The sequence below is a fragment of the Micromonospora sp. CA-244673 genome, assembly GCF_050948395.1.
GTDB lineage: Bacteria > Actinomycetota > Actinomycetes > Mycobacteriales > Micromonosporaceae > Micromonospora.
Genome location: NZ_CP192019.1, coordinates 1,348,602 through 1,374,500 on the forward strand (window position 1 = coordinate 1,348,602; position 25,899 = coordinate 1,374,500).

18 protein-coding genes are annotated in these 25,899 nt (G+C 73.8%); 12 read left to right on the forward strand and 6 right to left on the reverse strand.

What is annotated here, in order from left to right; translation table 11 throughout:
* Window positions 1-78 precede the first annotated feature (78 nt).
* The 4 genes from gatC to ACQP12_RS06560 all read left to right on the forward strand — a co-directional run bounded on the left by gatC (window position 79) and on the right by ACQP12_RS06560 (window position 5,844).
* Window positions 79-384, forward strand: a complete 306-nt coding sequence (gene gatC / locus ACQP12_RS06545) for an Asp-tRNA(Asn)/Glu-tRNA(Gln) amidotransferase subunit GatC (RefSeq protein ID WP_357937565.1) — start codon at window positions 79-81, stop codon at window positions 382-384.
* On the forward strand, window positions 381-1,856 hold the full coding sequence (gene gatA, locus ACQP12_RS06550; protein ID WP_433285863.1) for an Asp-tRNA(Asn)/Glu-tRNA(Gln) amidotransferase subunit GatA: 1,476 nt from the start codon (window positions 381-383) through the stop codon (window positions 1,854-1,856). Before gatC ends, gatA begins: the two co-directional genes overlap by 4 nt.
* Window positions 1,857-1,869: 13 nt before the next feature.
* The gene (gene gatB, locus ACQP12_RS06555; RefSeq protein ID WP_433285865.1) at window positions 1,870-3,369 is read left to right on the forward strand and encodes an Asp-tRNA(Asn)/Glu-tRNA(Gln) amidotransferase subunit GatB; all 1,500 of its coding nucleotides are present in this window, start codon (window positions 1,870-1,872) and stop codon (window positions 3,367-3,369) included.
* A gap of 117 nt (window positions 3,370-3,486) precedes the next feature.
* Window positions 3,487-5,844 carry a transketolase-like TK C-terminal-containing protein gene (locus tag ACQP12_RS06560; RefSeq protein WP_433285867.1) on the forward strand — a complete coding sequence of 786 codons (2,358 nt, stop codon included), beginning with the start codon at window positions 3,487-3,489 and terminating at the stop codon, window positions 5,842-5,844.
* A 3-nt stretch (window positions 5,845-5,847) separates the two neighbouring features.
* Here ACQP12_RS06560 and ACQP12_RS06565 read toward each other — a convergent pair whose 3' ends face one another.
* The 3 genes from ACQP12_RS06565 to ACQP12_RS06575 are packed head-to-tail and all read right to left on the reverse strand — an operon-like array spanning window position 5,848 to window position 10,549.
* Window positions 5,848-7,455: a metallophosphoesterase gene (locus tag ACQP12_RS06565; RefSeq protein ID WP_433285869.1), complete on the reverse strand. Its 1,608-nt coding sequence runs from the start codon at window positions 7,453-7,455 to the stop codon at window positions 5,848-5,850.
* 55 nt (window positions 7,456-7,510) lie between these two features.
* Window positions 7,511-8,686 (reverse strand): PQQ-dependent sugar dehydrogenase, encoded by a 1,176-nt coding sequence (locus tag ACQP12_RS06570; protein ID WP_433285871.1) that lies wholly within the window; start codon window positions 8,684-8,686, stop codon window positions 7,511-7,513.
* A 57-nt stretch (window positions 8,687-8,743) separates the two neighbouring features.
* Window positions 8,744-10,549, reverse strand: a complete 1,806-nt coding sequence (locus ACQP12_RS06575; RefSeq protein WP_433285873.1) for a SpoIIE family protein phosphatase — start codon at window positions 10,547-10,549, stop codon at window positions 8,744-8,746.
* A 141-nt stretch (window positions 10,550-10,690) separates the two neighbouring features.
* Between ACQP12_RS06575 and ACQP12_RS06580 the strand changes: the two genes are divergently transcribed.
* Complete coding sequence (locus ACQP12_RS06580) at window positions 10,691-11,617, forward strand: 2-hydroxyacid dehydrogenase (protein ID WP_433285875.1); 927 nt, start codon at window positions 10,691-10,693, stop codon at window positions 11,615-11,617.
* A gap of 5 nt (window positions 11,618-11,622) precedes the next feature.
* Here the strand turns inward: ACQP12_RS06580 and ACQP12_RS06585 are convergent, their stop codons facing one another.
* Window positions 11,623-12,000, reverse strand: a complete 378-nt coding sequence (locus ACQP12_RS06585; protein ID WP_357937550.1) for a PH domain-containing protein — start codon at window positions 11,998-12,000, stop codon at window positions 11,623-11,625.
* Window positions 12,001-12,236: 236 nt separating this feature from the next.
* Here ACQP12_RS06585 and ACQP12_RS06590 point away from each other — a divergent pair, with 236 nt between their 5' ends.
* Window positions 12,237-14,633: a putative bifunctional diguanylate cyclase/phosphodiesterase gene (locus ACQP12_RS06590; RefSeq protein ID WP_433285878.1), complete on the forward strand. Its 2,397-nt coding sequence runs from the start codon at window positions 12,237-12,239 to the stop codon at window positions 14,631-14,633.
* 31 nt (window positions 14,634-14,664) lie between these two features.
* Here the strand turns inward: ACQP12_RS06590 and ACQP12_RS06595 are convergent, their stop codons facing one another.
* Entirely contained in the window at window positions 14,665-15,684 is a 1,020-nt protein-coding gene (locus ACQP12_RS06595; protein ID WP_433285880.1) for a LacI family DNA-binding transcriptional regulator, read from the reverse strand.
* A 343-nt stretch (window positions 15,685-16,027) separates the two neighbouring features.
* Between ACQP12_RS06595 and ACQP12_RS06600 the strand changes: the two genes are divergently transcribed.
* The 6 genes from ACQP12_RS06600 (at window position 16,028) to ACQP12_RS06625 (ending at window position 23,986) form a co-directional block, all read left to right on the forward strand.
* Window positions 16,028-17,311, forward strand: a complete 1,284-nt coding sequence (locus ACQP12_RS06600; protein WP_433285882.1) for an ABC transporter substrate-binding protein — start codon at window positions 16,028-16,030, stop codon at window positions 17,309-17,311.
* An 81-nt stretch (window positions 17,312-17,392) separates the two neighbouring features.
* Window positions 17,393-18,406 carry a carbohydrate ABC transporter permease gene (locus ACQP12_RS06605; RefSeq protein ID WP_433285884.1) on the forward strand — a complete coding sequence of 338 codons (1,014 nt, stop codon included), beginning with the start codon at window positions 17,393-17,395 and terminating at the stop codon, window positions 18,404-18,406.
* Window positions 18,407-18,461: 55 nt separating this feature from the next.
* Window positions 18,462-19,343: a carbohydrate ABC transporter permease gene (locus tag ACQP12_RS06610; protein WP_433285886.1), complete on the forward strand. Its 882-nt coding sequence runs from the start codon at window positions 18,462-18,464 to the stop codon at window positions 19,341-19,343.
* On the forward strand, window positions 19,340-21,787 hold the full coding sequence (locus ACQP12_RS06615; RefSeq protein ID WP_433285888.1) for a glycoside hydrolase family 2 protein: 2,448 nt from the start codon (window positions 19,340-19,342) through the stop codon (window positions 21,785-21,787). The genes ACQP12_RS06610 and ACQP12_RS06615 overlap by 4 nt, the downstream gene beginning before the upstream one ends.
* 133 nt (window positions 21,788-21,920) lie before the next feature.
* The gene (locus tag ACQP12_RS06620; protein ID WP_357937537.1) at window positions 21,921-22,259 is read left to right on the forward strand and encodes an ArsR/SmtB family transcription factor; all 339 of its coding nucleotides are present in this window, start codon (window positions 21,921-21,923) and stop codon (window positions 22,257-22,259) included.
* Complete coding sequence (locus tag ACQP12_RS06625) at window positions 22,256-23,986, forward strand: SulP family inorganic anion transporter (protein WP_433285890.1); 1,731 nt, start codon at window positions 22,256-22,258, stop codon at window positions 23,984-23,986. Before ACQP12_RS06620 ends, ACQP12_RS06625 begins: the two co-directional genes overlap by 4 nt.
* A gap of 27 nt (window positions 23,987-24,013) precedes the next feature.
* Here the strand turns inward: ACQP12_RS06625 and ilvD are convergent, their stop codons facing one another.
* The gene (ilvD, locus tag ACQP12_RS06630) at window positions 24,014-25,861 is read right to left on the reverse strand and encodes a dihydroxy-acid dehydratase (RefSeq protein ID WP_433285892.1); all 1,848 of its coding nucleotides are present in this window, start codon (window positions 25,859-25,861) and stop codon (window positions 24,014-24,016) included.
* Window positions 25,862-25,899: the final 38 nt, after the last annotated feature.

The window sequence follows — 25,899 nt, forward strand, 5'->3', positions numbered from 1 at the left end:
ACCGCGTGTCATCGTCCCCGGCGAGCGCGCGGCCGGCACACCGCAGACGCAGCAGGACAGCCACGAAGGGGGCACCCGATGGCCGCCATCTCCCGCGAGGAGGTCGCGCATCTCGCGCGACTGTCGCGGCTCGCCGTCACCGAGGAGGAGTTGGACACCTTCGCCAACCAGCTGGACGTGATCCTCCAGTCGGTCGCCCAGGTGGGCGAGGTCGCCGCGGCGGACATCCCGCCGACGTCCCACTCGGTGCCGCTGACCAACGTCCTCCGCGAGGACGTGGTGACGCCGTGCCTGACCCCGCAGGAGGCGCTGTCGGGTGCGCCCGACGCCGAGGAGCAGCGGTTCCGCGTCCCGCGGATCCTGGACGAGGATGTGGCTTCATGAGCGACCTGACCAAGCTGACGGCCGCCGAGATCGCCGGCCTGGTGGCGACGGGCGAGACCTCCGCCGTGGAGGTCACGCGGGCCCACCTGGACCGGATCAGCGCCGTGGACGACCAGGTCCACGCCTTCCTGCACGTCGACACCGAGGGCGCGCTGGCCGCCGCCCGGAGCGTGGACGAGCGCCGGGCCGCCGGCGAGGATCTGGGGCCGCTTGCGGGCGTGCCGGTCGCGGTGAAGGACGTGCTCACCACGAAGGGCGTGCCGACCACCGTCGGCTCGAAGATCCTGGAGGGCTGGCGCCCGCCGTACGACTCGACGATCGTCGAGCGGCTGCGCGCCGCCGGCACGGTGATGCTCGGCAAGACCAACATGGACGAGTTCGCGATGGGCTCCTCCACGGAATACTCGGCGTACGGACCGACCCGCAACCCGTGGGACCTGGAGCGGATCCCGGGCGGCTCCGGTGGTGGCAGCGCCGCGGCGCTGGCCGCGTACGAGGCGCCGCTGTCGATCGGCTCGGACACCGGCGGTTCGATCCGCCAGCCCGGCGCGGTCACCGGAACCGTCGGGGCGAAGCCCACCTACGGCGGCACCTCCCGCTACGGCCTGGTGGCGTTCTCCTCCTCGCTGGACACCCCCGGCCCGTGTGCGCGCAACGTGCTGGACGCCGCACTGCTGCACCAGGTGATCGCCGGTCACGACCCGCGCGACTCCACGTCGATCCCGGCCCCGGTGCCGGACGTGGTCGGCGCGGCGAAGCTCGGCGCGTCCGGCGACCTGACCGGGGTGAAGCTCGGTGTGGTCACCGAGTTCACCGGCGAGGGCGCCGAGCCGGGCGTGATGGCCGCGTTCCGCGAGTCGGTGGAGGCCCTCGCGAAGCTGGGCGCCGAGATCGTCGACGTCTCCTGCCCGCACTTCAAGTACGCGCTGCCGGCCTACTACCTGATCGCGCCCAGCGAGTGCTCCTCCAACCTGGCCCGGTTCGACGGCGTCCGGTTCGGCCTGCGGGTCGGCGACGACGGCAACCGGTCCCTCGAAGAGGTCATGTCGCTGACCCGCGAGGCGGGCTTCGGCCCCGAGGTCAAGCGGCGCATCATGATCGGCACCTACGCGCTCTCCTCGGGCTACTACGACGCCTACTACGGGCAGGCGCAGAAGGTCCGCACGCTGATCACCCGGGACTTCACCGCCGCCTTCGAGGGGGTGGACGCGCTCATCTCGCCGACCACCCCGTTCGTGGCCTTCCCGATCGGGGCGCGCACCGCGGACCCCTACCAGATGTACCTGGCCGACCTGTTCACCATCCCGACCAACCTGTACGGCGGACCGGCCATCTCGGTCCCGTGCGGTCTCTCCGAGGGGCTGCCGGTCGGTTTCCAGATCATGGCCCCGACCATGGCCGACGACCGGATGTACCGGGTCGCCGCCGCGCTGGAGTCCACGGTCGGCACGTTCACCCCACCGGCACTGTGAGGCAGGAGCAGCGATGACGACGACACTGCCCGCGTACGACGAGGTCGTGGCGCGCTGGGAACCGGTGGTCGGCCTGGAGACCCACGTGGAGCTGGGCACGAACACCAAGATGTGGTGCGGTTGCCCGACCGATTTCGGCGGCGAGCCGAACACCCGGGTCTGCCCGGTCTGCCTGGGCCTGCCCGGCTCGCTGCCGGTGGCCAACAAGGCGGCCATCGAGGCGACCATCCGGATCGGCCTGGCGCTGAACTGCTCGATCGCCGAGTGGTGCCGGTTCGCCCGGAAGAACTACTTCTACCCGGACATGCCGAAGAACTTCCAGATCAGCCAGTACGACGAGCCGCTCTGCGTCGACGGCTACCTGGACGTCGACGTCAACGGCGAGACGGTGCGGATCGGCATCGAGCGGGTGCACCTGGAGGAGGACACCGGCAAGACGCTGCACGTGGGCGGCGCGACCGGCCGGATCCAGGGCGCCACCGAGTCGCTGGTCGACTACAACCGGGCCGGCATCCCGCTCGTCGAGATCGTCACCAAGCCGATCCCCGGCACGGGCGCGCTCGCTCCCGAGGTGGCCCGGGCGTACGTCACGGAGCTGCGCGACGTGATCCGCTCGCTGGGCGTCTCCGACGTCCGGATGGAGGAGGGCTCGCTGCGCTGCGACGTCAACACGTCGCTGAACCGGCCGGGCGAGGAGTGGGGCACCCGCACCGAGACGAAGAACGTCAACTCGCTGCGCTCGGTCGAGCGGGCGGTCCGTTCGGAGATGCTGCGCCAGGCATCGGTGCTGGAGGCCGGCGGCCGCATCACCCAGGAGACCCGGCACTTCCACGAGGACACCGGGGACACCACCTCGGGCCGGTCGAAGGAGACCGCCACCGACTACCGGTACTTCCCGGAGCCGGACCTGGTTCCGCTCGCGCCGGACACCGCCTGGGTGGCCGAGCTGAAGGCCGCCCTGCCGGAGCTGCCGCGGCTGCGTCGCAAGCGGATCCAGCAGGACTGGGGCCTGTCCGACCTGGACATGCAGTCGGTGGTCAACGCCGGCGCGGTCGAGCTGATCGAGGCGACCGTGGCCGCCGGGGCCACCCCGGCCGCCGCCCGCAAATGGTGGCTGGGCGAGCTGTCCCGCCGGGCCAACGAGAGCGGCGTGGAGCTGGCCGACATCGGGGCCACCCCGGCGCAGGTCGCCGAGTTGCAGGGCCTGGTCGACGCCGGCAAGCTCAACGACAAGCTGGCCCGCACGGTGCTGGAGGGCGTCGTGGCCGGCGAGGGCTCGCCGACCGAGATCATGACCAACCGCAACCTTGAGGTGGTCTCCGACACCGGCGCGCTCACCGCCGCCGTGGACGAGGCGATCGCCGCGAACCCGGCCGTCGCCGACAAGATCCGCAGCGGCAAGGTGGCGGCGGCCGGCGCGCTGGTCGGCGCGGTCATGAAGACCACCCGCGGCCAGGCCGACGCCAAGACCGTCCGCGAGCTGATCCTGGCGCGCCTCGGCGTCCAGGGCTGAGTCCCGTTCCGAGGCCGCCGTCGTGACCCGGCGGCGGCCCCGGCCTCTTCCGAGTACGCGGCCACCCCCGCACCCCTCGCGCGTGGGCGTCAACGGCGACGCCCGGATGGAGTCACCGTGAACCAGCACGACCTCGACGTCCTCGACGAGATCCAGCGGCGGGTGCTCTGGCTCGCCACCCGCATCGTGGACGCGGCCAACCACGACCGGGACACCGGCGACGGGGTGAAGGTCGGCGGCCACCAGGCGTCCAGTGCCTCGCTGGTCACGGCGATGACCGCGCTCTGGTTCGCCCACCTGGACGCCGAGGACCGGGTGGCGGTCAAGCCGCACGCCTCGCCGGTCTTCCACGCCGTGCAGTACCTGCTCGGCAACCTGGACCGGTCCTACCTGCCGAAGCTGCGGGCGCGCGGCGGGCTGCAGTCCTACCCGTCGCGGACCAAGGACCCGGACGGGGTGGACTTCTCCACCGGCTCCGTCGGCCTGGGCGCGGCCGCGCCGCTGTTCGCGGCGGTCACCCGCCGCTATGTCGACGCGCACTTCGGCGAGCGGCCGCATTCCCGGTTCATCGCCCTGATCGGCGACGCCGAGCTGGACGAGGGCAACATCTGGGAGGCCGTCGCCGACCCGGCCACCACGGGGCTGGGCAACGTGATGTGGCTTGTCGACTTCAACCGCCAGTCGCTGGACCGGGTGGTCCCCGGGGTGCGGATCAACCAGTGGCGGGGGCAGTTCGAGGCCGCCGGCTGGCACGTGGTCGAGGTCAAGTACGGCCGCAAGCTCGCCGAGGCGTACGAGCGGCCGGGCGGGGCGGCGCTGCGCGACTGGATCGACCTGATGCCCAACGAGCAGTACCAGTCGCTGTTCGGGCTGGCCGGGCCGGCCCTGCGCAAGCAGTTCCTGGACGGAGCGCCGGCCGAGGTGGCGGCCTTCGTGGCCGACATCCCCGACGACGAGCTGGGCCCGCTCGTCACCGACCTGGGCGGGCACGACCTTCAGGCGATGCTCGACGCGTACGCCCAGTGCGACGCGGTCACCGACCGGCCCAGCGTGGTCTTCGCGTACACGGTCAAGGGCTGGGGCCTGCCGATCGCCGGCAACCCGCGCAACCACTCGGCGCTGCTCACCACCGAGCAGGTCGACGCGCTGCGCGCCGCGCACGGCCTGACCCGCGACACCGAGTGGGACCGCCTCGACCCGGCGTCCCCGGCCGGCATCCGGACCGGCGAGCGCCGGGAGGCGCTGGCCCGCGCGCCGCGCGAGCGGGCGCTGGGGGTCACCGTCCCGGAGACCACGAGGGTACGGGTGAACAAGCCCGTCTCCACGCAGGAGGTCTTCGGCCGGGTGCTGGTCGACCTGGCCCGGGACCCGAAGGTCGCGCCCTACCTGGTCACCACCGCGCCGGACGTGGCCACCTCCACCAACCTGGCCGGGTTCATCAACAAGACCGGGGTGTTCGCCCCCACCGAGCAGCGTTCCTGGACCGAGGACCGGATGCTGCGCTGGACGGAGACCCCGGCGGGTCAGCACATCGAGCTGGGCATCTCCGAGATGAACCTGTTCCTGCTGCTCGGCCAGCTCGGCCTGTCGTGGGACCTGTCTGGGCAGCCGCTGCTGCCTGTCGGCACGGTCTACGACCCGTTCGTGCTGCGCGGCCTGGACGCGTTCCTCTACGGCACCTACTCCGGTTCCCGGTTCGTGGTGGCCGGCACCCCGTCGGGCATCACCCTGGCCCCGGAGGGTGGCGCCCACCAGTCGACCATCACGGCCTCGGTCGGCCTGGAGCTGCCCGGGGTCACCTTCTGCGAACCCGCGTACGCCGGCAGCCTCGACTGGCTGCTCTGCGACGCGCTCGGCCAGATCGCCGGGGGAGCGGCGCCGGCCGCCACGGCCGCGCCGGCCGAGGACGGGGCGTACTACTTCCGCCTCAGCACCCGTCCGCTCGACCAGGCGCCGTTCGAGGCGGCCCGGGCGCGGATCGGCGACGCGGTGCTGCGCCGGCAGGTGGTGGCGGGCGCCTACCGGCTCGTCGACGCGCACGAGGCGTACCCCCACCTGGCGGACGCCCCGGTCGTGCAGCTGGCCGCCTCCGGCGCGGTGCTGCCGGAGGTCCTGGCGGCCGCCGCGGAGCTGGCGGAGGAGGGCGTCGCGGCGCACGTGGTCGACGTGACCAGCCTGGACCGGCTCTACCGGGCCTGGCAGCGGACGCTGCGCCAGGGCGTGCGGACCGCGACCGTGCCGAGCGTGCCCGGCGCGCTGCGGTCGGCCTTCGCGGACCGGGTGCCGGTGGTCACCGTGCACGACGCCGCCTCGCACGCGATGGCCTGGCTCGGTTCGGCGCTCGGCGCACCGGCGGTCCCGCTCGGTGTGGACGAGTTCGGCCAGTCCGGCAGCGTCACGGAGCTGTACGAGCTGCACGACCTGCTGCCCGGCAGCATCGTCAACGCCGCGCTGGCCGCCCTGTCGCTGCGCTGAGCCTCAGCCCGTGGGGCTGGGCGTCGCGGTCGGGCTGCCGTTCGGGGTGGGCGTGGCGGGCCCGCCCCGGGTCGGGGTCGGGGTGACCGGCACCTGGTCGCCCTTCGTCGGGTCCTGGATGATGTGCCGTTCCAGGTTGACCTGCGACTGCCCGGTCCCGCCCACGGTGATGTCGTCGTACGCCTGGAGCAGCTTCTGCTGGTCGAAGTAGAGCACCGTCATCGACAGCGGGGTGGGCTTCTCGCCCTCCAGGCCGCGCAGGCCGGCGCCCCCGGTGGAGCCCTCGACGAAGAGCTGGGTGGGCTGCTTGCCGGGCACCTGCGGCAGCTTCGACACCTGCCGGGCGTGGGTGTGCCCGGCCAGCACCAGCGGGCAGGTGCCGGAGAGCGGGCCGGCCGAGGCCGGGTCGTGCACCAGTGCGACGTTCACCGGCTTCGGTGAGCTGTTCACCGTGGCGGCGAGCTGCTCGCCGGCCCCGATCACCTGGTCGGCGACGACCTTGGTGAGCCCGCTGCCGGCCGGCGAGGTCTCCTTGTCCGGGGTGAAGCGGGGGTCGCCGATGCCGGCGATGGTCAGCCCGGCGACGGTGGTCGTGGAGTTGTCCAGCACGACGGCGTTCGGCTGGGCGGCCACCGCGGCGGCCGTCTTCGCCGAGTCGTGGTTGCCGCGGATGTAGACGTACGGCTTCTTGAGCAGGCCGATCGAGCCGACGAAGGACGCCTCGGGCTCGCTGCCCCAGTCGGTGATGTCGCCGGTGTCGATCACCACGTCGATGCCGAACTGCTCCACCACCGTGCGGATGAGCTGCCAGCCGGTGGGGTTGAGGTGCATGTCGGAGACGTGCAGCACCCGGGTGGTGCCGGGCGACGGCTGGACCACCGGCAGCGCCGAGACGGTGGTGTAGAGCTTGCTGACGTTGCCGACCAGCCGTTGCAGCTGCTCGGCGTACTTGGTGTAGTCGTTGGCGATCCGCCGCGCGTCACCGACGATCGCCGGCGCGTTGACCAGCAGCCCCTCGTAGCGCGGCTCCTCGATGGCCTGCGGCCGGATGGTGGCGGCGGCCAGGCCGAGGCTGCCGGCGGTGACCGCCAGCGCCAGCCCGCCGGCCCACGCGGTGCGGCGCGTGTCGCGGAAGACCAGCCCGGCCAGCAGCAGGGTGGCCAGCACGGACGAGGCCAGGGTCTTGAGGCCGAGCCGCATCACGCCGGCCCGGACGTCCTCGACCGCCGATTGGCTGGCCCGGCTGATGCTCGCCGGGTCGTCGATCAGCGCCTCGGTGCGCCGCTGGTCGAGCGCGCCCAGCTCGACGGTCAGGTAGGCCGGCCCGTCGTGGCTGTCCAGCAGCAGCGCGCCCAGCGGCGGGATGTCGACGGTGGTGCCGCCGCTCAGCGACGGGCTGAGGTTGAGTTGCGCGCGGAACGGCCCGATGTCGGTGCCCACGTGCCCGCCCACGTACGTGCCGGCCACCACCCCCGCGAGGGTGACCACGAGCAGGGCCAGCACGACGCCGAGCCGGCGCAGGCCGGTGCCGGGGCGCCACCGGCGGCGGCGCCCGTCCTCTGGGGTCGTCGCGTCCCCGGTGCTGTGCTGCTCGTTCTCCTGGCCGTCCATGCTGAAATTCTGACCTGCCCGTTGAAGGATCTTGGCAAACCCGCCGGAAGCGGGGTCAGCTGCGGCCGGCGCCGCCGTCGGCGAAGACCAGCCGCAGGATCCGGTCGTCGTCGCCGGCCGGCTTGCCGCGCCCGTCCCGGTTGGAGGTGGTCACCCAGACCGAACCGTCGGGCGCCACCGCGGCGGCGCGCAGCCGCCCGTACCTGCCGGTGAGCAGCTCGCGCGGCTGGCCGAGGACCGTGCCGTTGCCGGCCAGCTCGACCAGCCAGAGTCGCTGCCCGCGCAGGCAGGCGGTGATCAGCAGCCGTTCGACGGCGGCCAGGCCGGAGCAGGAGGCGTCGCCGGTGCGCCACTGCACGACCGGGTTGACGTAGCGCCGGTCGTCGCCGCGCCCCTCGACCTGCGGCCAGCCGTAGTTGCCGCCCTTGTTGATCTGGTTGATCTCGTCCCAGGTGTTCTGGCCGAACTCCACGGCGTACATCCGCTTGTCCGGCGTCCAGGCGAACCCCTGCACGTTGCGGTGTCCCGTCGTCCAGACCGGGGAGCCGGCGGTGGGGTTGCCGGGGGCGGGCTTGCCGTCCCGGGTGAGCCGCAGGATCTTGCCGCCGAGGCTCTTCGGGTCCTGCGCGTTCGCGGTGCGCCCGGCGTCGCCGGTGCTGGCGTAGAGGAAGCCGTCGGGGCCGAAGCCCAGCCCGCCGCCGTTGTGGTTGCCGGCCTTGGGGATGCCGGTGACGATCGGGGTCGGCGGCCGGCCCAGCTCCAGCTTCGCGATCCGGTTGTCCTGGGCGCTGGTGTAGTAGACGAAGACCGTGCGGTCCCGGGCGTACGCCGGGGAGACCGCGATGCCGAGCAGCCCGCCCTCGCCCGCGGCCGCCACGCCGGGCACGGTCTGCACCACCCGGACGGTCATCCCCTCCGGCCCCGACTCCGGGCCGACCTGCAGGATCCGCCCGCTGTCCCGTTCGGTGACCAGCGCGGCGCCGTCGGGCAGGAAGGCGACGCCCCAGGGCACCGCCAACCCCTTCGCCAGCACCGTGGCGACGACCTGCTGGCCGGCGCCCCCAGGGCTGGCCGTGGTGGACGGCGACGGGAGGTTGGGCGGTTCACCGGCCGGGTCGGGATCCGGGTCGCCGAAGGCGCAACCGGCGGTGCCGAGCAGCAGCGTCGCGCAGGACGCCGCCAGCGCCGCCCGGAGGCGGCCGGTGCGGGGGTACGGGGGACGCGGCCTCACCCGGCCCAGCCTAGCCGGGCCGGATGGCGAACCGGGCCCGACGAACCGAGCCGTGGCTCAACGGGCGCGCAGGGCGAGCAGGGCGACGTCGTCCTCCCGCCGCGGTGCGGCGGCGAGCAGCCGGTCGCAGAGGGTCGCGAGGGGGAGCGTGGCGGCGCCGGCGAGCTGCCCGATCAGTTCGGCCTCCCCCTCGTCGATCGGCCGGTCCCGGCGCTCGGTCAGCCCGTCGGTGTGCAGCAGCAGGGTGTCGCCGGGGGCGAGGGTCAGCTCCCGCCGGCCGCGCCGGGGCGGGTGGGCCAGGCCGAGCAGCGGTCCCCGGACCCCGTCCAGCACCTGCACCGCCCCGTCGGCGTGGACCAGCAGCGGCGGTGGGTGGCCCGCGTTGCACCAGGAGACCCAGAGCCCGGCCGCGGTCGGACGGACCCGGGCCAGCACGGCGGAGGCGACGGTCGGGACGGGCAGCCCCTGGATCGCCCGGTCGAGATGGGTCATCAGCTCGTCGACCGGGTCGTCCCGCCCGTACGCGTCGCCGCGGACCAGGTTCCGCAGCTGCCCCATGGTCGCCGCGGCCTCGATGTCGTGCCCGGCGACGTCGCCGATCGCGGCGACCAGGTCACCGTCGGGCTGGACGAAGGCGTCGTACCAGTCGCCGCCCACCTCGACCCGGTCCGCCGCCGGCTGGTAGCGGGCGGCCAACTCCACGCCCGGCACCACGGGCAGGGTGGGCAGCATGCTGTGCTGCAGCACCTCGGCGACGTGCCGCTGCTCGCCGTAGAGCCGGCTGTTGTCCACGGCCTGGCTGGCGCGGCGCCCGATGTCCAGCGCGGTCCGCAGGTCGGCCTCGTCGAAGCCCCGCCGGGACGGCCCGTTCACCAGCGTCACGGCGCCGATGACCCGGACCCCGGTGGCGGTGACCGGCACGGTGAGGTGGGAGCCGAAGCCCAGCCGGCCGGCGAGCGGCACCAGCTCCGGGTGGGTGGTGCCCCGCTCGACGTCGGCCAGCGCGGCCGCTTCGCGCATGACCGGCCGCCCGGTCCGCAGCACCGACCGGATGATCGAGTCCGGGCCGAGGCCGGCGGCCAGCAGCGCGGCGAACCGGGCCACATCGGCCGCCCGGTCCGGGTCCCGGTGCGTGCCGGCGACGGTACGCGGCTGGCCCACCCGGTCGACAAGGGTGATCAGGCACCAGTCCGCCAGCAGCGGGACCATGGTGTGCCCGAGCCGCTCGACCGCCGTGGCCACATCGAGCGTGCCGCCCAGCGTCTCGCTCATCCCGGCCAGCATGGCGAGCCGGTCGTGCGCCTCCTCGGCGCGGCGACGGGCCTGCTCGGCGCCCTGCACGGCGATCCGCAGGCGCAGCTCGGAGGAACAGGCGGCGGCCAGGTCGGCGAGGGTGCGCAACTGCTCGGCGGTCCAGGCCCGGGGCTTGCTGTCGATGGCACAGAGCGAGCCGAGCACCCGCCCGTCCTGGTCGGTCAACGGCATCCCGGCGTACGCGGCCACCCCGAGGTCCTCGACGGCCAGGTTTTCCCGCATCCGCGGGTGGAGGCGGGTGTCGGGCAGCACCATCGGCACCTCGACGTCGACCACGTGCTGGCAGAACGAGTGGCTCAGCGGGGTCTCCCGCCGGGCGGCCCACGGCTCGGGCAGCCCGGCCGCGCCGGGAAAGAACTGGCGGTCGGCGGTGACCAGGGAGACCAGCGCGACCGGCACGTCGAGCAGGTCGCTGACCAGGCGGGCGAACCGGTCGAACGCCTCGTCGGGCGTCGCGTCGAGCCGGGTCTCCGCGAGGGACCGGAGCCGTGCGGGGTCGACCAGCGCCGGAATCGGTCCGGCCGGGCGCCCCAGAGTGTCCTCGCTCATCGCCACCTGTCTCCGGAGTCGGGAACGCCGGCCGACGCTCCGCCTCGGTTATACCTCGCGTGGCCGATCGTCAATCGTCCCAGCGGTGGTCGTCACGACCCCGCCCACGGGCGCCGTCCGGGACGGCTATCGTCGGCGGTCGTGAAGGTTTGGATTCCGCACCCGGCCGGCCGGGGCCTCCTCGGCGACCTGCCCGCGGGCGTCACCGTGGAGCTGCTGGAGGACCCGTCCCGGCCGCCGTCGTCCCCGACCGGTGTGCGGTTCTGGGTGCCGCCCTTCCTCGCCGGCCCGGACGCCGGCGCGCTCCTGACCGAGCTGCCGGACCTGAAGGTGGTGCAGCTCCTCTCCGCCGGAGCGGACGCCTGGGTGGGGCGGGTTCCCGAGGGCGTGACGCTCTGCGACGCGCGGGGCGTGCACGACTCGGCCACCGCCGAGTGGGTGGTCGCCGCGATCCTGTCCGCGCTGCGCGGCTTCGGTCCGCTGGCCCGCGCCCAGGCCCGCCGCGAGTGGGCGTACGACGAGGTGGCGCCGACCGACGAGCTGGCCGGCAAGCGGGTGCTGATCGTCGGCGCGGGCTCGATCGGCGCGGCCGTCCGGGCCCGGCTGGCACCGTTCGAGGTGAGCTTCACCCTGGTCGCCCGGACGCCACGCCCGGACGAGGGGGTGCACGGGGTCGACGAGCTGCCCGCCCTGCTGCCCGAGGCGGACGTGGTGGTGCTGCTGGTGCCGTTGACCGAGCAGACCCGGGGGCTGGTCGACGAGAAGTTCCTCGCCGCGATGGCGGACGGCGCGCTGCTGGTCAATGCCGCCCGCGGCCCGGTGGCCCGCACGTCGGCGCTGGTCGCCGAGCTGGCATCCGGGCGGCTGCGGGCGGCGCTGGACGTGACCGACCCGGAGCCGCTGCCGGCCGGGCATCCTCTGTGGGAGCTGCCGAACGTGCTGCTCACCCCGCACGTGGCTGGCTCGGTCCGTGGCCTGCTGCCGCGGGCGTACCGGCTGGTGGGTGAGCAGTTGCGCCGGTTCGCCGCCGGGGAGCCGCTGACGAACCGGGTGGTCGACGGCTACTGACTGGGTCAGCCGGCGGACTCGGGCAGTTCCTGCCCGGTGGCGGAGATGAGCCGGGGCAGGTCGGTGGCGCGGACGGCGGGGAGCGTCAGCGTCTCGCCGTCGTCGAGCCGGGCGACCGCCCGGCCGCGCTGGTCGGCGGCCAGCTCGGCGACCCGCGTCCAGGGCACCCGCCGCTGGCCGACGAGGGCCCGCAGCCGCAGCTCCCGGGCGTCCGCGTCGGTGCCGGCCCGCCACGCCCAGACGGCGAGCGCCAGCGGGATCAGCAGCACCCAGAGCAGCCACCAGCGCGCGGTGGCCAGCGGCAGCGCGCCGAGGAGCGCGACGAGCGCGGCGACCAGGATCGCCTGGTTGTAGCGGAAACGGACGGTGTCGGCGCGGCTCACCCCCCGATGATCCCACCCCGGGGCGGCGGCGATTCCGGCGGGCGGCCGGCACCGGCCCGAGCCAGGGTGTGACGGGCGTCACGTGGTGTGTCGCGTAACCGGGGACGTCCGGGATCGTTTATGGGCGTGGCCGCACCGGTCCCCGTCCGGCGGCGGTCGCACCCGATCCGACCCGCTGACCCCGCACGTCGTACCGCAACCGCACCGCCCCGTGCCCCCTCACGAAGGCGACCGCCGTGCCCGTCACCCACCCCGCCGCCGGTCCCCGCCGCCGGCCACCACTGCCCGACCTCGCCGTGTCGCTCGCCGGCGCGCTGTTCGTCCTCGCCGGCGCCGCCGGCCTGGTTCCCGGACCCGCCGCCGTGGCGCTCGCCGTGGCCGGTGGCTCCGCCCTGGCCTGCGTCCGGCTCGCCTGGCTGGCCGGCGCCCCGCCCGCGCCGACCGATCCGCCCGCCGCCGCGCCGGCCGGGCAGACGCCCGACGGGACCGTCCCGCCGGCCGGGCCGTGGCCCGGCGCAACCGTCCCGCCGGCTGGACGGCGGCCGGGCGGGACCGGGCCGCCGGACCCGTCCGAACCGGCCGCCGCCCGGCCGACCGGGCGACGGGCCCGCCGGGTGGCGCTGTCCCGCCGGGTCGCCGGGATCCTCGACGTCGCGGTGCTGGCCGCCGGGCTCACCGTCGCGGTGCTGCCGTTGAGTGAACCCGCGCACCGGCTGCCGGTAGCCCTGGCCGGCCTGGCCGTCACCGCCCCGCTGTACACCGTCGCCCTGCTCCGACTGCCCGGCCGCTCCCGGCTCTCCGGCGCGGAACGGCTGCGCCGTGGCGTGGACGTGGTCGGCCTCGGCGTGAGCCTGGTCTTCGCCGGCTGGGTGCTGCTGCCGGCCGGCCCGGTGCCGCCGGCTGCGCGGGCCGCCAGCGTCGCCGGCGCCCTGGCCCTGGCCGTCCTGCTGGTGGCCGCGTTCGCCGAGCGGCGCCGGCGACCGGGTGCGGCCCGCTGCCACGCGGGCGCGGCCGCCACGCTGGGCGGGCTGGCCCTGCTCGTGGTCCTGCTCGCCTGCACCGCCCCGGACCGGGCCGCGCTGGCCGTCGCGCCGCCGCTGCTGGCCGGCGCGCTGCTGACCGCGGCCGGCGCCCGGCGTACCGCGGCCGGGGAGCGACCCCGCACCGGCGTGGGACCGGCCGCCTGGCCCGGGCTGACCGCGCCGGCCGGCATCGCGGCGCTCGCCGCCGGTCACCACCTGTGGACGGTGGGACAGTTCACCGCACCGGAGATCGCCCTGGGGCTGGCCGTCATCCCGCCGATGGTGGTCCGGGAGGTGCTCGGCGCCGCCGACCACCGGCGCCGGGCCGAGCGGCTGGCCGAGAGCGAGGCGCGGCTGCGGCTCCTGGCCGGCGACGGGGAGTGGCCCGCCGACGCCCCGCCGGCCGACCGGGCCGAGCTGGCCCGCGTGCTCGCCCGGCGCACCGGCGGCGCGCTGCTCGTGGTCGACCTGCACGGCGCCGACGAGACGGCGGTGCTGGACGGGCCGGTGCTCGCCGAGGTCGTCCACCGGCTCCGGTCCGGCTCCGGCCCGCACGACCTGGTGGCCCGGCTCACCGACACCGAGTTCGCCGTGCTCACCGACCTCGGGCCGGTGCCCGCGTACGCGCTGGGCATCCGGCTGCTCGCCGTGCTCGCCGAGCCCGTACCGCGGCCCGGCGGGGCGAGCCGGATCCGGGCCAGCATCGGGCTGGCCGAGACCACCGGGGGCGAGCCGGAGGACGTGCTGCGCCAGGCCGACCTGGCCCGGCGGCGCGCGGTGCAGCTCGGCCGCGACCGGGTCGAGTGGTACGACGCCTACCTGGAGGAGCAGCTGGTCCGGCGGCTGGACCTGGAACGGGAGCTGCCGGGCGCGGTCGCCCGGGGCGAGCTGGACCTGGTCTACCAGCCGGTGCTGGCGCTGGCCGACCGGCAGCCGGTGGGCACCGAGGCGCTGCTGCGCTGGCGCAGTCCCGTGCTGGGCACGGTGCTGCCGGAGGAACTGCTGCCCGTGGCGGCCGACCTCGACCTGCTCGGGGAGGTCGGGCGGTGGGTGCTGGACCGGGCCTGTCGGCAGCTCGCTGACTGGTCGGGGGGCGGCCGGGAGCTGTGGATGGCGGTCAACGTCACGCCCCGGGAGCTGGCCGCGCCCGACTTCGTGGCCCGCACGGCGACGGCCCTGGCCGCGTACGACGTGCCACCGGAACGCCTCGTGGTGGAGGTGGCCGAGCCCGCGGTGGCCCCCGAGCTGTCCACCGTGGTGGCCCGGCTCGCCGGCCTCCGCTCGCTCGGCGTCCGCACGGCGCTGGACGACTTCCGCGCCGAGCACGCTTCGCTCGCCCAGCTCCGCCGGCTGCCGATCGACCTGCTCAAGGTGGGTCCGCACCTGGTCGGGCCGGTCGCCGACGGGCAGCGCCCGCTGATCGACGTGGTGGCCAATCTGGGCGACCGGCTCGGCCTGGAGCTGGTGGTCGAGGGCCTGGAGTCCGATGCCCAGGTGGCCGGGGCGCGGCGGGCCGGCTGCCGCTACGGGCAGGGCTTCGCGCTGGCCCGTCCGGCCCCGGCCGAGCGGGTGGAGGCGTGGTTCGAGGAGTTTCCCTCGACGCCCCGCTGACCTGGTCGTTCAGCCGGATCACTGAACCGGTTCACCGGATTCGCGGCGGCGCGGTGCTGCCGCGCGGGGTGAGGTGGGCGGTCTCGTCCTGGATCCCGGTCACCGGCTCGCCGGCGATCACGGCGAGCAGCTGCCGCGCGGCGTGCGCGCCGTACGCGGGGATGTCCCGGCCCAGCGCGGTCAGCGGCGGGTGCACGAGCTGGCAGAGCGGGGAGTCGTCCCAGGCCACGATGGACAGGTCGCCGGGCACGGCCAGCCCCATCTCCTGGGCCACGGAGAGCCCGGCGATCGCCATCACGTCGTTGTCGTAGATCACCGCGGTGGGCCGGGCGGCGGAGCTGAGCAGGCGGCGGGTGGCCCGCGCGCCCTCCTCGCCGGTGTAGTCGGACCAGACCGTGGTGGCCTCGTCCAGCCCGAGCCGCCGGCACACCTCGGTGAACGCGTCGGTGCGGATCTCGGTGTGCAGCAGCGAGGGGAGGCCGCCCACCCGGGCGATCCGCCGGTGCCCCAGCGCGACCAGGTACTCCACCGTCTCGACCAGGGCCGCCGCGTCGTCGGACCAGACGCTGGCCAGGCTGCCGGTGTGGCCGGGGCCGCCGATCACCACGGCCGGGAGTTGCAGCTCCTCCAGCGCCGGCACCCGCCGGTCGTCGGTGCGCAGGTCGCAGACGAACACGCCGTCCACCCGGCGTTCGGCCCACCAGCGGCGGTAGACCGCGATCTCGGCCTCCTGGTCGGCCACCACCTGGAGGGTCAGCGCGTAGGAGCGGGCCGACAGCTCGGCCTCGACGCCGCTGATCAGCTCCATGAAGAAGGGCTCGATGCCCAGTATCCGGGCGGGCCGGCACAGGGCCAGGCCGACCGCCTTGGCGGTGGCGCCGGAGAGCGCCCGGGCCGCGCTGCTCGGGCTGAACCCGATCTCGGCGGCGATGGCCAGGATCCGCTGTCGGGTCGCCTCGGACACGCCGGGCTGGCCGTTCAGCGCGTAGGACACCGCGCCCTTGGAGACCCCGGCCCGCCGGGCGACATCGGCGATGGTCGGCCGCTTCACCGGCGCGCTCCTCCACTGGTCCGGCCCTCGCGGGCCCCGTTTCCACCGCCGGGGTGACCGGCGGCTGTCACGCTACTGCACCGGGTCGCGCCGCAATGAGCGCGGCACGCCCGGCGGCCACTTGCCCGGTTAAGCGCCCGTGTCACCCGACCCTCCCCGGTCCGTTCGGGCGCGAGGAGACGCGTGAACACGCGCAAATCACATCGATCAGGTTACCGGACGGCCCGGCTCGTAACCGCCCGTTGACAGCCCAGGGGGTGCCCCGTACGGTGTCCTCACTTATCCGGTTCAGTCAACGTTCCTCGATCTCGGGAGCGTTCCCATATTCGGCGCGGAGGATGACATGAAACGGTCCTGGACGCACTGGGCCCGGGCGGCCACCGTGGGTGCCGTCAGCCTGGTCATGGTCGCCGCCTGCAGCGGCAAGAGCACCACCGGCGGTTCCGACGCCGCCGACGGCCAGGTCACCCTGAAAATCAACTTCTGGGGCGACTTCGGCCTCCAGGACCTCAAGGCGAGGTACGAGGCCGCGCACCCGAACGTCAAGATCCAGCTGAACTCCGGCGAGTACAACGCGCAGCACGAGGACCTGCAGAAGAAGCTCGTCGCCGGCAACGGCGCGCCGGACATCGCGGCGATCGACGAGGGCTTCATGGTCCAGTTCCGCAGCCAGTCCGACAAGTTCGTCAACCTGCTGGACAAGGGCGCCGGATCGTACGAGAGCAAGTACCTGCCCTGGAAGTGGAAGCAGTCGCTCTCCGCCGACGGCAAGACCCAGATCGGCCTCGGCACCGACGTCGGCGGCCTGGCCATGTGCTACCGCACCGACCTGTTCAAGGCCGCCGGCCTGCCCACCGAGCGCGACCGGGTCTCCGCCCTCTGGCCCGACTGGGACAAGTTCATCGAGGTCGGCCAGCAGTACACCGCCAAGACCAACAAGAAGTTCATCGACGCGGGCACCAACCTGTTCAACCCGATCCTCGGCCAGCAGCAGGTCGGCTTCTACTCCGACCAGGAGCAGCTCCAGATGGACGGCGGCCCCAAGGTCGCCTTCGACTACACGGTCAAGGCCGTTCAGGCCGGGCTGTCGGCCAACCTGGTCAGCTTCCAGGCCGACTGGGACAAGGGCTTCACCAGCGGCGCCTTCGCCGTGCTCGCCTGCCCGGCGTGGATGCTCGGCCACATCAAGGACACCGCCCCCGGCACCCAGGGCAAGTGGGACATCGCCGCGGTGCCCGGTGGCGGCGGCAACTGGGGCGGCTCGTTCCTGACCATCCCCAAGCAGGGCAAGCACGTCGACGAGGCGTACAAGCTGCTGGAGTGGCTGGTCGCGCCCGAGCAGCAGATCGAGATCTTCAAGAAGGTCGGCAACCTGCCCTCGCAGCCGGCGCTCTACGCCGACCCGGCCATCGCCGACTTCAAGAACCCGTTCTTCAACGACGCCCCGGTCGGCCAGATCTTCCCGAAGATGGCGCAGGGCCTCACCCCGCAGTACCTGGGCAAGAAGAACGGCCCGACCCGGGTCGCCGTGGAGAACGTGATCCGGCGGGTCGAGAACAAGAGCCTCAAGCCGGACGCCGCCTGGGCCGAGGCGGTCAAGGAGGCCGACAAGGCCGCCAAGTCCTGACCGACACCGGTGACGGGGCGGGCCACGGCCGGCCCCGTCACCGCCTCACCGCCGCACCCACCTCGGCCCTGGAGTGATCCGATGCCCACCACCCGTGCCGCGCCCGCGTCGCCGAGCCGCCGAGCCGCGCCGGAGCGCGGCCGCCCCGGGGGCGACGACCGGCGGCTGAGCTGGCGCAACCGGCTGTACCGCTTCGACATGCGCTACATGCCGTACCTCATGATCGCGCCGTTCTTCCTGCTCTTCATCGTGTTCGGGCTCTTCCCGCTGCTCTTCAACGCGGTGGTCTCGCTGCGCAACTACCGGCTCGACGATCCGACGCTGCCCTACTGGGCGGGCGGCGAGAACTTCAGCCGGCTCCTCGGCGACGAGGACTTCTGGAACGCCCTCTACAACACCTTCGGCATCTTCCTGCTCTCCTCGGTGCCCCAACTGCTGCTCGCGCTCGTGGTCGCCTCGCTGCTCAACCGCAAGCTGCGGGCGCAGACCTGGTGGCGGGTGGGGGTGCTGCTGCCGTACGTGACGCCGATCGTCGCCTCGACCATGGTGTTCAGCGTCTTCTTCTCCCGCGACTTCGGCATGGCCAACTGGGTCCTCGGGCTGTTCGGCCTCGGTGGCCCGGACGACCCGATTGACTGGCGGGCCGACAAACTGCACTCCTGGATCGCCATCGCCACGATGGTCAACTGGAAGTGGATCGGCTACAACGCGCTGCTCTACCTGGCCGCCATGCAGTCCATCCCGCGCGACGTCTACGAGGCGGCGGCGATCGACGGCGCCGGGCCGTGGAAGCAGCTCTGGCGGATCACCGTGCCGATGATCCAGCCCGTGGTGCTCTTCACCGTCATCCTCTCCACCATCGGCGGCCTCCAGCTCTTCACCGAGCCCATGCTGTTCGACCCCAACGCCCAGGCCGCCACCGGCGGGCCGAACGGCGAGTGGCAGACCATCGCCCAGCTCATCTACAAGGTCGGCTGGAAGGACCTCAACCTCGGCTACGCCGCGGCCATGTCCTGGGCCCTCTTCCTGATCATCCTGATCGTCGCCGGCGTCAATTACGTGGTGACGAACCGACTGTCCGGAGGGCAGCGGTGAGCGCGAGGAACGCAGCGAAGCGGAGTACCGCAGTCGCGAACGAAAGGAGGCCTTGATGACCGCCGCCGCACCCCCGCGCCGCTGGCCCCGGCTGGTGGCCCGGGCGCCGCAGGAGACCGCCGCCGGGCTCTGGACCTACCTGTTCCTCGCGTTGACCATGCTCTTCGCCGCGTTCCCGCTCTACTGGATGTTCGTCATCGCGACCAGCGACGACGAGGCCCTCGCGAAGCTGCCGCCGGCGATCGTCCCCGGCGACCGGTTCCTGACCAACCTCGACGAGGTCTTCTCCCTCCAGGACGTCTACTTCGCCGCCTCGCTGGTCAACAGCGTCATCGTGTCGACCGTGGTGACGGCCTCGGTGCTGTTCTTCTGCTCGCTGGCCGGGTTCGCCTTCGCCAAGCTGCGCTTCAAGGGCAGCAGTGCCCTGATGCTCTTCGTGGTGCTCACCCTGACCGTGCCCAACCAGCTCGGCATCGTGGCGCTCTACATCGTGATGGGCAAGCTCGGCTGGAACGGCACCCTGCTCGCGGTGATCGCCCCCGGGCTGGTCACCGCGTTCGGGGTGTTCTACATGCGGCAGTTCATCGTCAACACCGTCCCCGACGAGCTGGTCGAGTCGGCCCGGATGGACGGGGCCACCACGATGCGCGTGTACGCCAGCATCGTGCTGCCGGCGATCCGCCCGGCCCTGGCCGTGCTCGGGCTGCTCACGTTCGTGGCCACCTGGAACGACTTCCAGTGGCCGCTCATCACGTTGAGCGGCACCGACTTCCCGACCTCGATGGTGGCCGTGTCCGACCTGGCCAGCGGCAACTACGTGATCTACCGGCGGGTGCTGGCCGGGGCGTTCATCGCCACCGTGCCCCTGCTGGTCATGCTGTTCATCGGTGGACGTCAGATCGTCCGCGGAATTATGGAAGGCGCGGTGAAGTCGTGAGCCGTCAGACGCTGCACGAGGGTTGGGTGCTGCGGGCCGTGCCCGGTCCGCAGGTGCCGCCGGAGGTCGCCGGGCAGGCGGTGCCGGCGACCGTCCCCGGAGAGGTGCACACCGACCTGCTGGCGGCCGGCCTCATCCCCGACCCGTACCTCGACGACAACGAGAACCGCCTCGGCTGGATCGGCCGCACCGACTGGATCTACGAGACCACCGTGGACTGGCGGCCCGGCGACGACGAGCGGGTCGACCTGGTCTGCGCCGGCCTGGACACGGTCGCCACGATCACCGTCAACGGCGCCGAGGTCGGCCGCACCGAGAACCAGCACCGCGCCTACCGGTTCCCGATCCGCCCGCTGCTCCGGCCGGGCGCCAACACCCTCACCGTGCGCTTCGACTCGCCGTACCGCTACGCCGAGGCGCAGCGGGACCGGCTCGGTGACCGGCCGAACGCGTACCCCGAGCCGTTCCACTTCATCCGCAAGACCGCCTGCAACTTCGGCTGGGACTGGGGGCCCACGGTGGTCACGGCCGGCATCTGGCAGGAGATCGGGCTGCACGGCTGGTCCACCGCCCGGCTGGCCGGCGTCCGGCCGCTGGTCACCGTCGAAGGTGGCGTCGGCCGGGTCGAGCTGCACGTCGAGGTCGAGCGGGCGGCTGACGAGCCGCTCACCGTGCGCGCCACCGTGGCCGGCGCCGCCGTCGAGGTCACCGTCCCGGCGGGGGAGCGCCGCGCCGTCGCGACCCTCACCGTCCGCGACCCCGCGCTCTGGTGGCCCGTCGGGTACGGCGACCAGCCCCTCCACGACCTCGACGTGACGCTGAGCGCCGCGGACGGCCGCCCGCTGGACGGCTGGTCCCGCCGGATCGGCTTCCGCTCGGTACGCCTGGACACCGCCCCCGACGCGCACGGCTCCGCGTTCACCCTGCACGTCAACGGGGTGCCGCTCTTCGTCAAGGGAGTCAACTGGATCCCCGACGACGCGTTCCCGAACCGGGTCACCCGGGCCCGCCTCGCCGAGCGCTTCGGCCAGGCGGTCGGCGCGAACGTCAACCTGCTGCGGGTCTGGGGCGGCGGCCGCTACGAGTCGGAGGACTTCTACGAGCTGGCCGACGAGCTCGGGCTGCTGGTGCAGCAGGACTTCCTCTTCGCCTGCGCCGCCTACCCGGAGGAGGAGCCGTTCCGCACCGAGGTCGAGGCGGAGGCGCGGGAGCAGGTCACCCGGCTGGCGAGCCACCCCTCGCTGGTGCTCTGGACCGGCAACAACGAGAACATCTGGGGCTGGCACGACTGGGACTGGCAGGAGGCGCTCGCCGGCCGCACCTGGGGGCGCGGCTACTACCTGGAGCTGCTGCCCGCCGTCGTCGCCGAGCTGGACCCGACCCGGCCGTACTGGCCGGGCAGCCCCTGGTCGGGCAGCGAGGACGTGCACCCCAACGACCCGGCGCACGGCACGACGCACATCTGGGACGTGTGGAACACCGACGACTACACGAAGTACCGGGAGTACGTGCCCCGCTTCGTCGCCGAGTTCGGCTACCAGGCGCCCCCCGCGTACGCGACGCTGCGCCGGGCGCTCTCCGACGAGCCGCTCGCCCCCGACTCGCCCGGGATGGCGCACCACCAGAAGGCCGCCGACGGGGACCGCAAGCTCCAGCGTGGCCTCGACGCCCACCTGCCGGCGCCCGCCGACTTCGACGACTGGCACTACCTCACCCAGCTCAACCAGGCCCGGGCCATCCAGCTCGGCGTCGAACACTTCCGCTCGCACCGGCCGGTCTGCATGGGCACCATCGTGTGGCAGCTCAACGACTGCTGGCCGGTCACCTCCTGGGCGGCCGTCGACGGCGACGGCCGGCGCAAACCCCTGTGGTATGCGCTCCGCCGGGCCTACGCCGACCGGCTGCTCACCGTGCAGCCGCGGGACGGCGGGCTGGCGCTGGTGGCCGTGAACGAGACCGGCAGGGCGTGGCAGGTGCCTGTCACAGTTACCCGGCTCACCCTCGACTGGGAGCCGAGGGCGAAGACCTCGGTGAAGCTCGACGTGCCCCCTTACTCCTCGGTGGTCGTGGCGCTGCCGTCGGAGCTGACGCGGCCGGAGGAGGCCCGGCGGGAGCTGCTGGTGGCGGAGCCCTGGGACTCCTCCGAGCGGGCGCTCTGGTTCTTCGCCGAGGACCGCGAGGTCGAGTGGCCGGCGCCGGAGCTGGACGCCACGGTCGAGCCGCTCGAAGGCGGCCAGCTGGTCCAGGTGACCGCACGGAGCGTGCTGCGGGACCTGACCCTCTACCCGGACCGGCTGCACCCGTCGGCGGAGGTCGATCAGGCTCTGGTCACCCTGCTGCCGGGGGATTCCGTGACCTTCAGCGTGACGGCGGACGTCCCGCTCGACCAGGCCGCGCTGACCACCCGCCCGGTCCTCCGCTGCGTCAACGACCTCACCCGGTAACCGATCCTGGATCTTGGAGAGTTGCCGTTCGTGGCGGACGGCAACTCTCCAAGATCTCGCCGATCCGCCCTGAGGCCGACTTGAAGATTTTCGCAAGTGCTAAAGTCTTCAGGGATCTCGGGGAGGAGTTCACATGTCGGTGCCGCTGTACCAGGCCAAGGCGGAGCTGTTCCGCACCCTCGGGCATCCGGTCCGGATCCGGGTGCTCGAACTGCTCCAGGACGGGCCGAAGCCCGTCCGCGACCTGCTCACCGCCATCGACGTCGAGCCGTCCAACCTCTCCCAGCAGCTCGCCGTGCTGCGCCGGGCCGGCATGGTCACCTCGCACCGGGACGGCCCGCTGGTCGTCTACTCCCTCAGCACCCCCGACGTGGCCGACCTGCTCGCCGCCGGCCGGCGGATCCTCGGCGCGGTCCTCACCGACCGGGACGCCCTCCTCGACGAACTGCGCGCCGGGGAAGGGGAGCGGTGAACGCGGCGGCACCGACCTCCTCCGCCATCGGCGGCCCGTCCCGGCCCGGCGTCCCCGGCGGCGGCCCGCGTCGCGCCGGCCGGCTGCTCCGGACCCGGCTGTCCGGGCTGCTGCCCGGCCGGTCCGACTGGGCGGCGGTACGCCGCTCGCCCCGCCGCGACCTGCTCGCCGGGCTCACCGTGGCCGTGGTGGCGCTGCCGCTCGCCCTCGCCTTCGGTGTCACCTCCGGGCTCGGCGCGCAGGCCGGGCTCGTCACCGCCGTGGTCGCCGGGGCCGTCGCCGCGATCTTCGGCGGCTCCAACCTCCAGGTCTCCGGCCCCACCGGCGCGATGACCGTGGTGCTCGTGCCGGTGGTGCAGCGCTTCGGCGCCCGGGGCGTGCTGATGGTCGGCGCGCTGGCCGGCCTGATCCTGCTCGCCCTCGCCCTGGCCCGCCTCGGCCGCTACGTCCGCTACCTGCCGACCCCGGTCATCGAGGGCTTCACCGCCGGCATCGCCGTGGTCATCGCCCTGCAACAGGTGCCGGCGGCGCTCGGCGTCACCGACGCGCACGGCGAGAAGGTCTGGGCGGTGGCCGCCGACGCGGTCGCCCGGTTCGCCGCCCACCCGCGGCCGGTGGCCGTCGCCGTCGCGCTCGGGGTGGCCGCGCTCATGCTGCTCGGCGCCCGCTGGCGGCCCGGCCTGCCGTTCTCCCTGCTCGGGGTGGCCGCCGCCACGCTGCTCGCCGAATTCGCACCGGTCGACCTGGTCCGCATCGGCACCCTGCCGCAGGGGCTGCCCGCCCCGTCGCTGGACTTCCTCGACCCCGGCGCGCTCGGCGTGCTGCTGCCCAGCGCGCTCGCGGTGGCCGCGCTCGCCGCGCTGGAGAGCCTGCTCTCGGCGACCGTGGCGGACGGGATGACCGTCGGCGAACGGCACGACCCGGACCGGGAACTCTTCGGGCAGGGCCTGGCCAACCTGGCCGCGCCGGTCTTCGGGGGCATCCCCGCCACGGCCGCCATCGCCCGTACGGCCGTCAACGTGCGGGCCGGCGCCTCCTCGAAGCTCGCCGCGCTCACCCACGCCGTCGCCCTCGCCGCCATCGTGCTGGCCGCCGCCCCGCTCGTCGGCCGCATCCCGCTCGCCGCCCTGGCCGGGGTGCTGCTCGCCACCACCGTGCGGATGGTGGAGGCCGGGTCGCTGCGGGCGCTGCTCCGGGCCACCCGGGCCGACGCCGTGGTGCTGGTGCTCACCTTCACGGTCACCGTGATCTGGGACCTGGTCACCGCGGTGGCGGTCGGGCTGGCCGTGGCCGTGGTGCTGGCGCTGCGCGCGGTGGCCCGCAGCGCCCGGCTGGAGCAGGTGCCCCTCGACCCCGGCGAGCACAGCGCCGAGGAGCACGCGCTGCTGGCCGAGCACATCGTCGCGTACCGGCTGGACGGGCCGCTCTTCTTCGCCGCCGCGCACACCTTCCTGCTGGAGTTGGCCGAGGTGGCCGACGTCCGGGTGGTCATCCTGCGGATGTCCCGGGTGTCCACCGTCGACGCCACCGGCGCGCAGGTGCTCGGCGACGCCGTCGACCGGCTGCGCGGGCGGGGGATCGCCGTGCTGCTCTCCGGCATCACGCCGGGCCACGACCAGGTGCTCAGCACGCTGGGCGTGGCGGAGGAGCTGCGCCGGGAGGGGCTGATCTTCCCGGACACCCCGGCCGCCATCCGCCACGCCCGCACCATCGCGCTGGGCGCCTGACCCGGCGGGGCGGCCGGGCCGCCCGGACTACTCCGGCACCCGCCGGTAGGCGCCGTCGCTGGCCGAGGTGGCCATCGAGGCGTACGCGCGCAGCGCCGCGGACACCGGCCGGACCCGGTCGGCCGGGGTGTACGGGCGGTCCCGCTTCTCCTCGGCCACCCGGCGCGCCTGGAGCACGTCGTCGGGCACGTCGAGCCGGATCGACCGGCCCGGGATGTCGATGACGATCTCGTCGCCCTCCCGGACCAGCGCGATCAGCCCGCCCGAGGCCGCCTCGGGGGAGACGTGCCCGATGGAGAGGCCGGAGGTGCCGCCGGAGAACCGGCCGTCGGTGAGCAGCGCGCAGGAGCGGCCCAGGCCGCGGCCCTTGAGGAACGAGGTGGGGTAGAGCATCTCCTGCATGCCGGGGCCGCCCTTCGGGCCCTCGTAGCGGATCACCACCACGTCACCGGCCACGACCTCCTTGGCCAGGATGGCCGTGACCGCGTCGTCCTGCGACTCGTAGACCTTGGCCGGTCCGCGGAAGGTCAGGCACTCCTCGGGCACCCCCGCGGTCTTCACGACGCAGCCGTCCGGCGCCAGGTTGCCGTGCAGGATGGCCAGCCCGCCGTCGGCGCTGTACGCGTGCTCGCGGTCCCGGATGCAGCCGCCGGCCGCATCGGTGTCCAGGGTGGACCAGCGGTTGGTGGTGGAGAACGGCTCGGTGGTGCGCACCCCGCCCGGGGCGGCGTGGAACAGCTCGACCGCCTCGGGGATGGCGGAGCCGCCGCGCACGTCCCAGTCGGCGAGCCACCGCTGCAGGTCCGGCGAGTGCACGGCGTGCACGTCGCGGTGGAGCAGGCCGGCGCGGTCCAGTTCGCCGAGGATGGCCGGGATGCCGCCGGCCCGGTGCACGTCCTCCATGTGGTACTGCGGAGAGTTCGGCGCGACCTTGGCCAGGCAGGGCACCCGCCGGGAGATGGCGTCGATGTCGGCCACCCCGAAGTCCAGCTCCGCCTCGCGGGCGGCGGCCAGCAGGTGCAGCACCGTGTTGGTCGAGCCGCCCATGGCGACGTCGAGCGCGACGGCGTTCTCGAAGGCGGCCCGGTTGGCGATCGAGCGGGGCAGCACGGAGGCGTCGTCGGAGTCGTACCAGCGCTTGGCGATCTCCACGGCGGTGCGGCCGGCCTCGACGAAGAGCGACCGGCGGGCGGCGTGGGTGGCCAGCGTCGAGCCGTTGCCGGGCAGCGCCAGCCCGATGGCCTCGGTGAGGCAGTTCATCGAGTTGGCGGTGAACATGCCGGAGCAGGAGCCGCAGGTCGGGCAGGCGGAGCGCTCGATCTCGCCGAGCTGGTCGTCGGTGACCGCCTCGTTCGAGGAGGCGATCATGGCGTCGATCAGGTCGATCTTGGAGTGGACGACGCCCTCGATGGCCACCGTCTTGCCGGCCTCCATGGGGCCACCGGAGACGAAGACGGTCGGGATGTTGAGCCGCAGCGCGGCCAGCAGCATGCCCGGGGTGATCTTGTCGCAGTTGGAGATGCAGACCAGGGCGTCCGCGCAGTGCGCGTTGACCATGTATTCGACCGCGTCGGCGATCAGCTCCCGGCTGGGCAGCGAGTAGAGCATGCCGCCGTGGCCCATGGCGATGCCGTCGTCCACCGCGATGGTGTTGAACTCCCGGCCCACGCCGCCGGCCTCGGCCACCGCGTCGGCGACCAGGCCGCCGAGGTCCTTGAGGTGTACGTGGCCGGGGACGAACTGGGTGAAACTGTTCGCGATGGCGACGATCGGCTTGCCGAAATCGTCGTCGGTCATCCCGGTGGCCCGCCACAGGGCCCGGGCACCGGCCATCGTCCGACCGTGGGTGGAGGTCCTCGACCGCAGCTCAGGCATGCATACCAGTCTGACACCGCCGGCGCGGTGGCCCCCGG

Coding starts and splice junctions, on each gene's coding strand:
- gatC (WP_357937565.1), top strand. CDS start 79: ATGGCCGCCATCTCCCGCGAGGAGGTCGCGCATCTCGCGCGACTGTCG.
- gatB (WP_433285865.1), top strand. CDS start 1,870: ATGACGACGACACTGCCCGCGTACGACGAGGTCGTGGCGCGCTGGGAA.
- ACQP12_RS06605 (WP_433285884.1), top strand. CDS start 17,393: ATGCCCACCACCCGTGCCGCGCCCGCGTCGCCGAGCCGCCGAGCCGCG.
- ACQP12_RS06565 (WP_433285869.1), bottom strand. CDS start 7,455: ATGGACGGCCAGGAGAACGAGCAGCACAGCACCGGGGACGCGACGACC.
- ACQP12_RS06575 (WP_433285873.1), bottom strand. CDS start 10,549: ATGAGCGAGGACACTCTGGGGCGCCCGGCCGGACCGATTCCGGCGCTG.
- ACQP12_RS06600 (WP_433285882.1), top strand. CDS start 16,028: ATGAAACGGTCCTGGACGCACTGGGCCCGGGCGGCCACCGTGGGTGCC.
- ACQP12_RS06620 (WP_357937537.1), top strand. CDS start 21,921: ATGTCGGTGCCGCTGTACCAGGCCAAGGCGGAGCTGTTCCGCACCCTC.
- gatA (WP_433285863.1), top strand. CDS start 381: ATGAGCGACCTGACCAAGCTGACGGCCGCCGAGATCGCCGGCCTGGTG.
- ilvD (WP_433285892.1), bottom strand. CDS start 25,861: ATGCCTGAGCTGCGGTCGAGGACCTCCACCCACGGTCGGACGATGGCC.
- ACQP12_RS06610 (WP_433285886.1), top strand. CDS start 18,462: ATGACCGCCGCCGCACCCCCGCGCCGCTGGCCCCGGCTGGTGGCCCGG.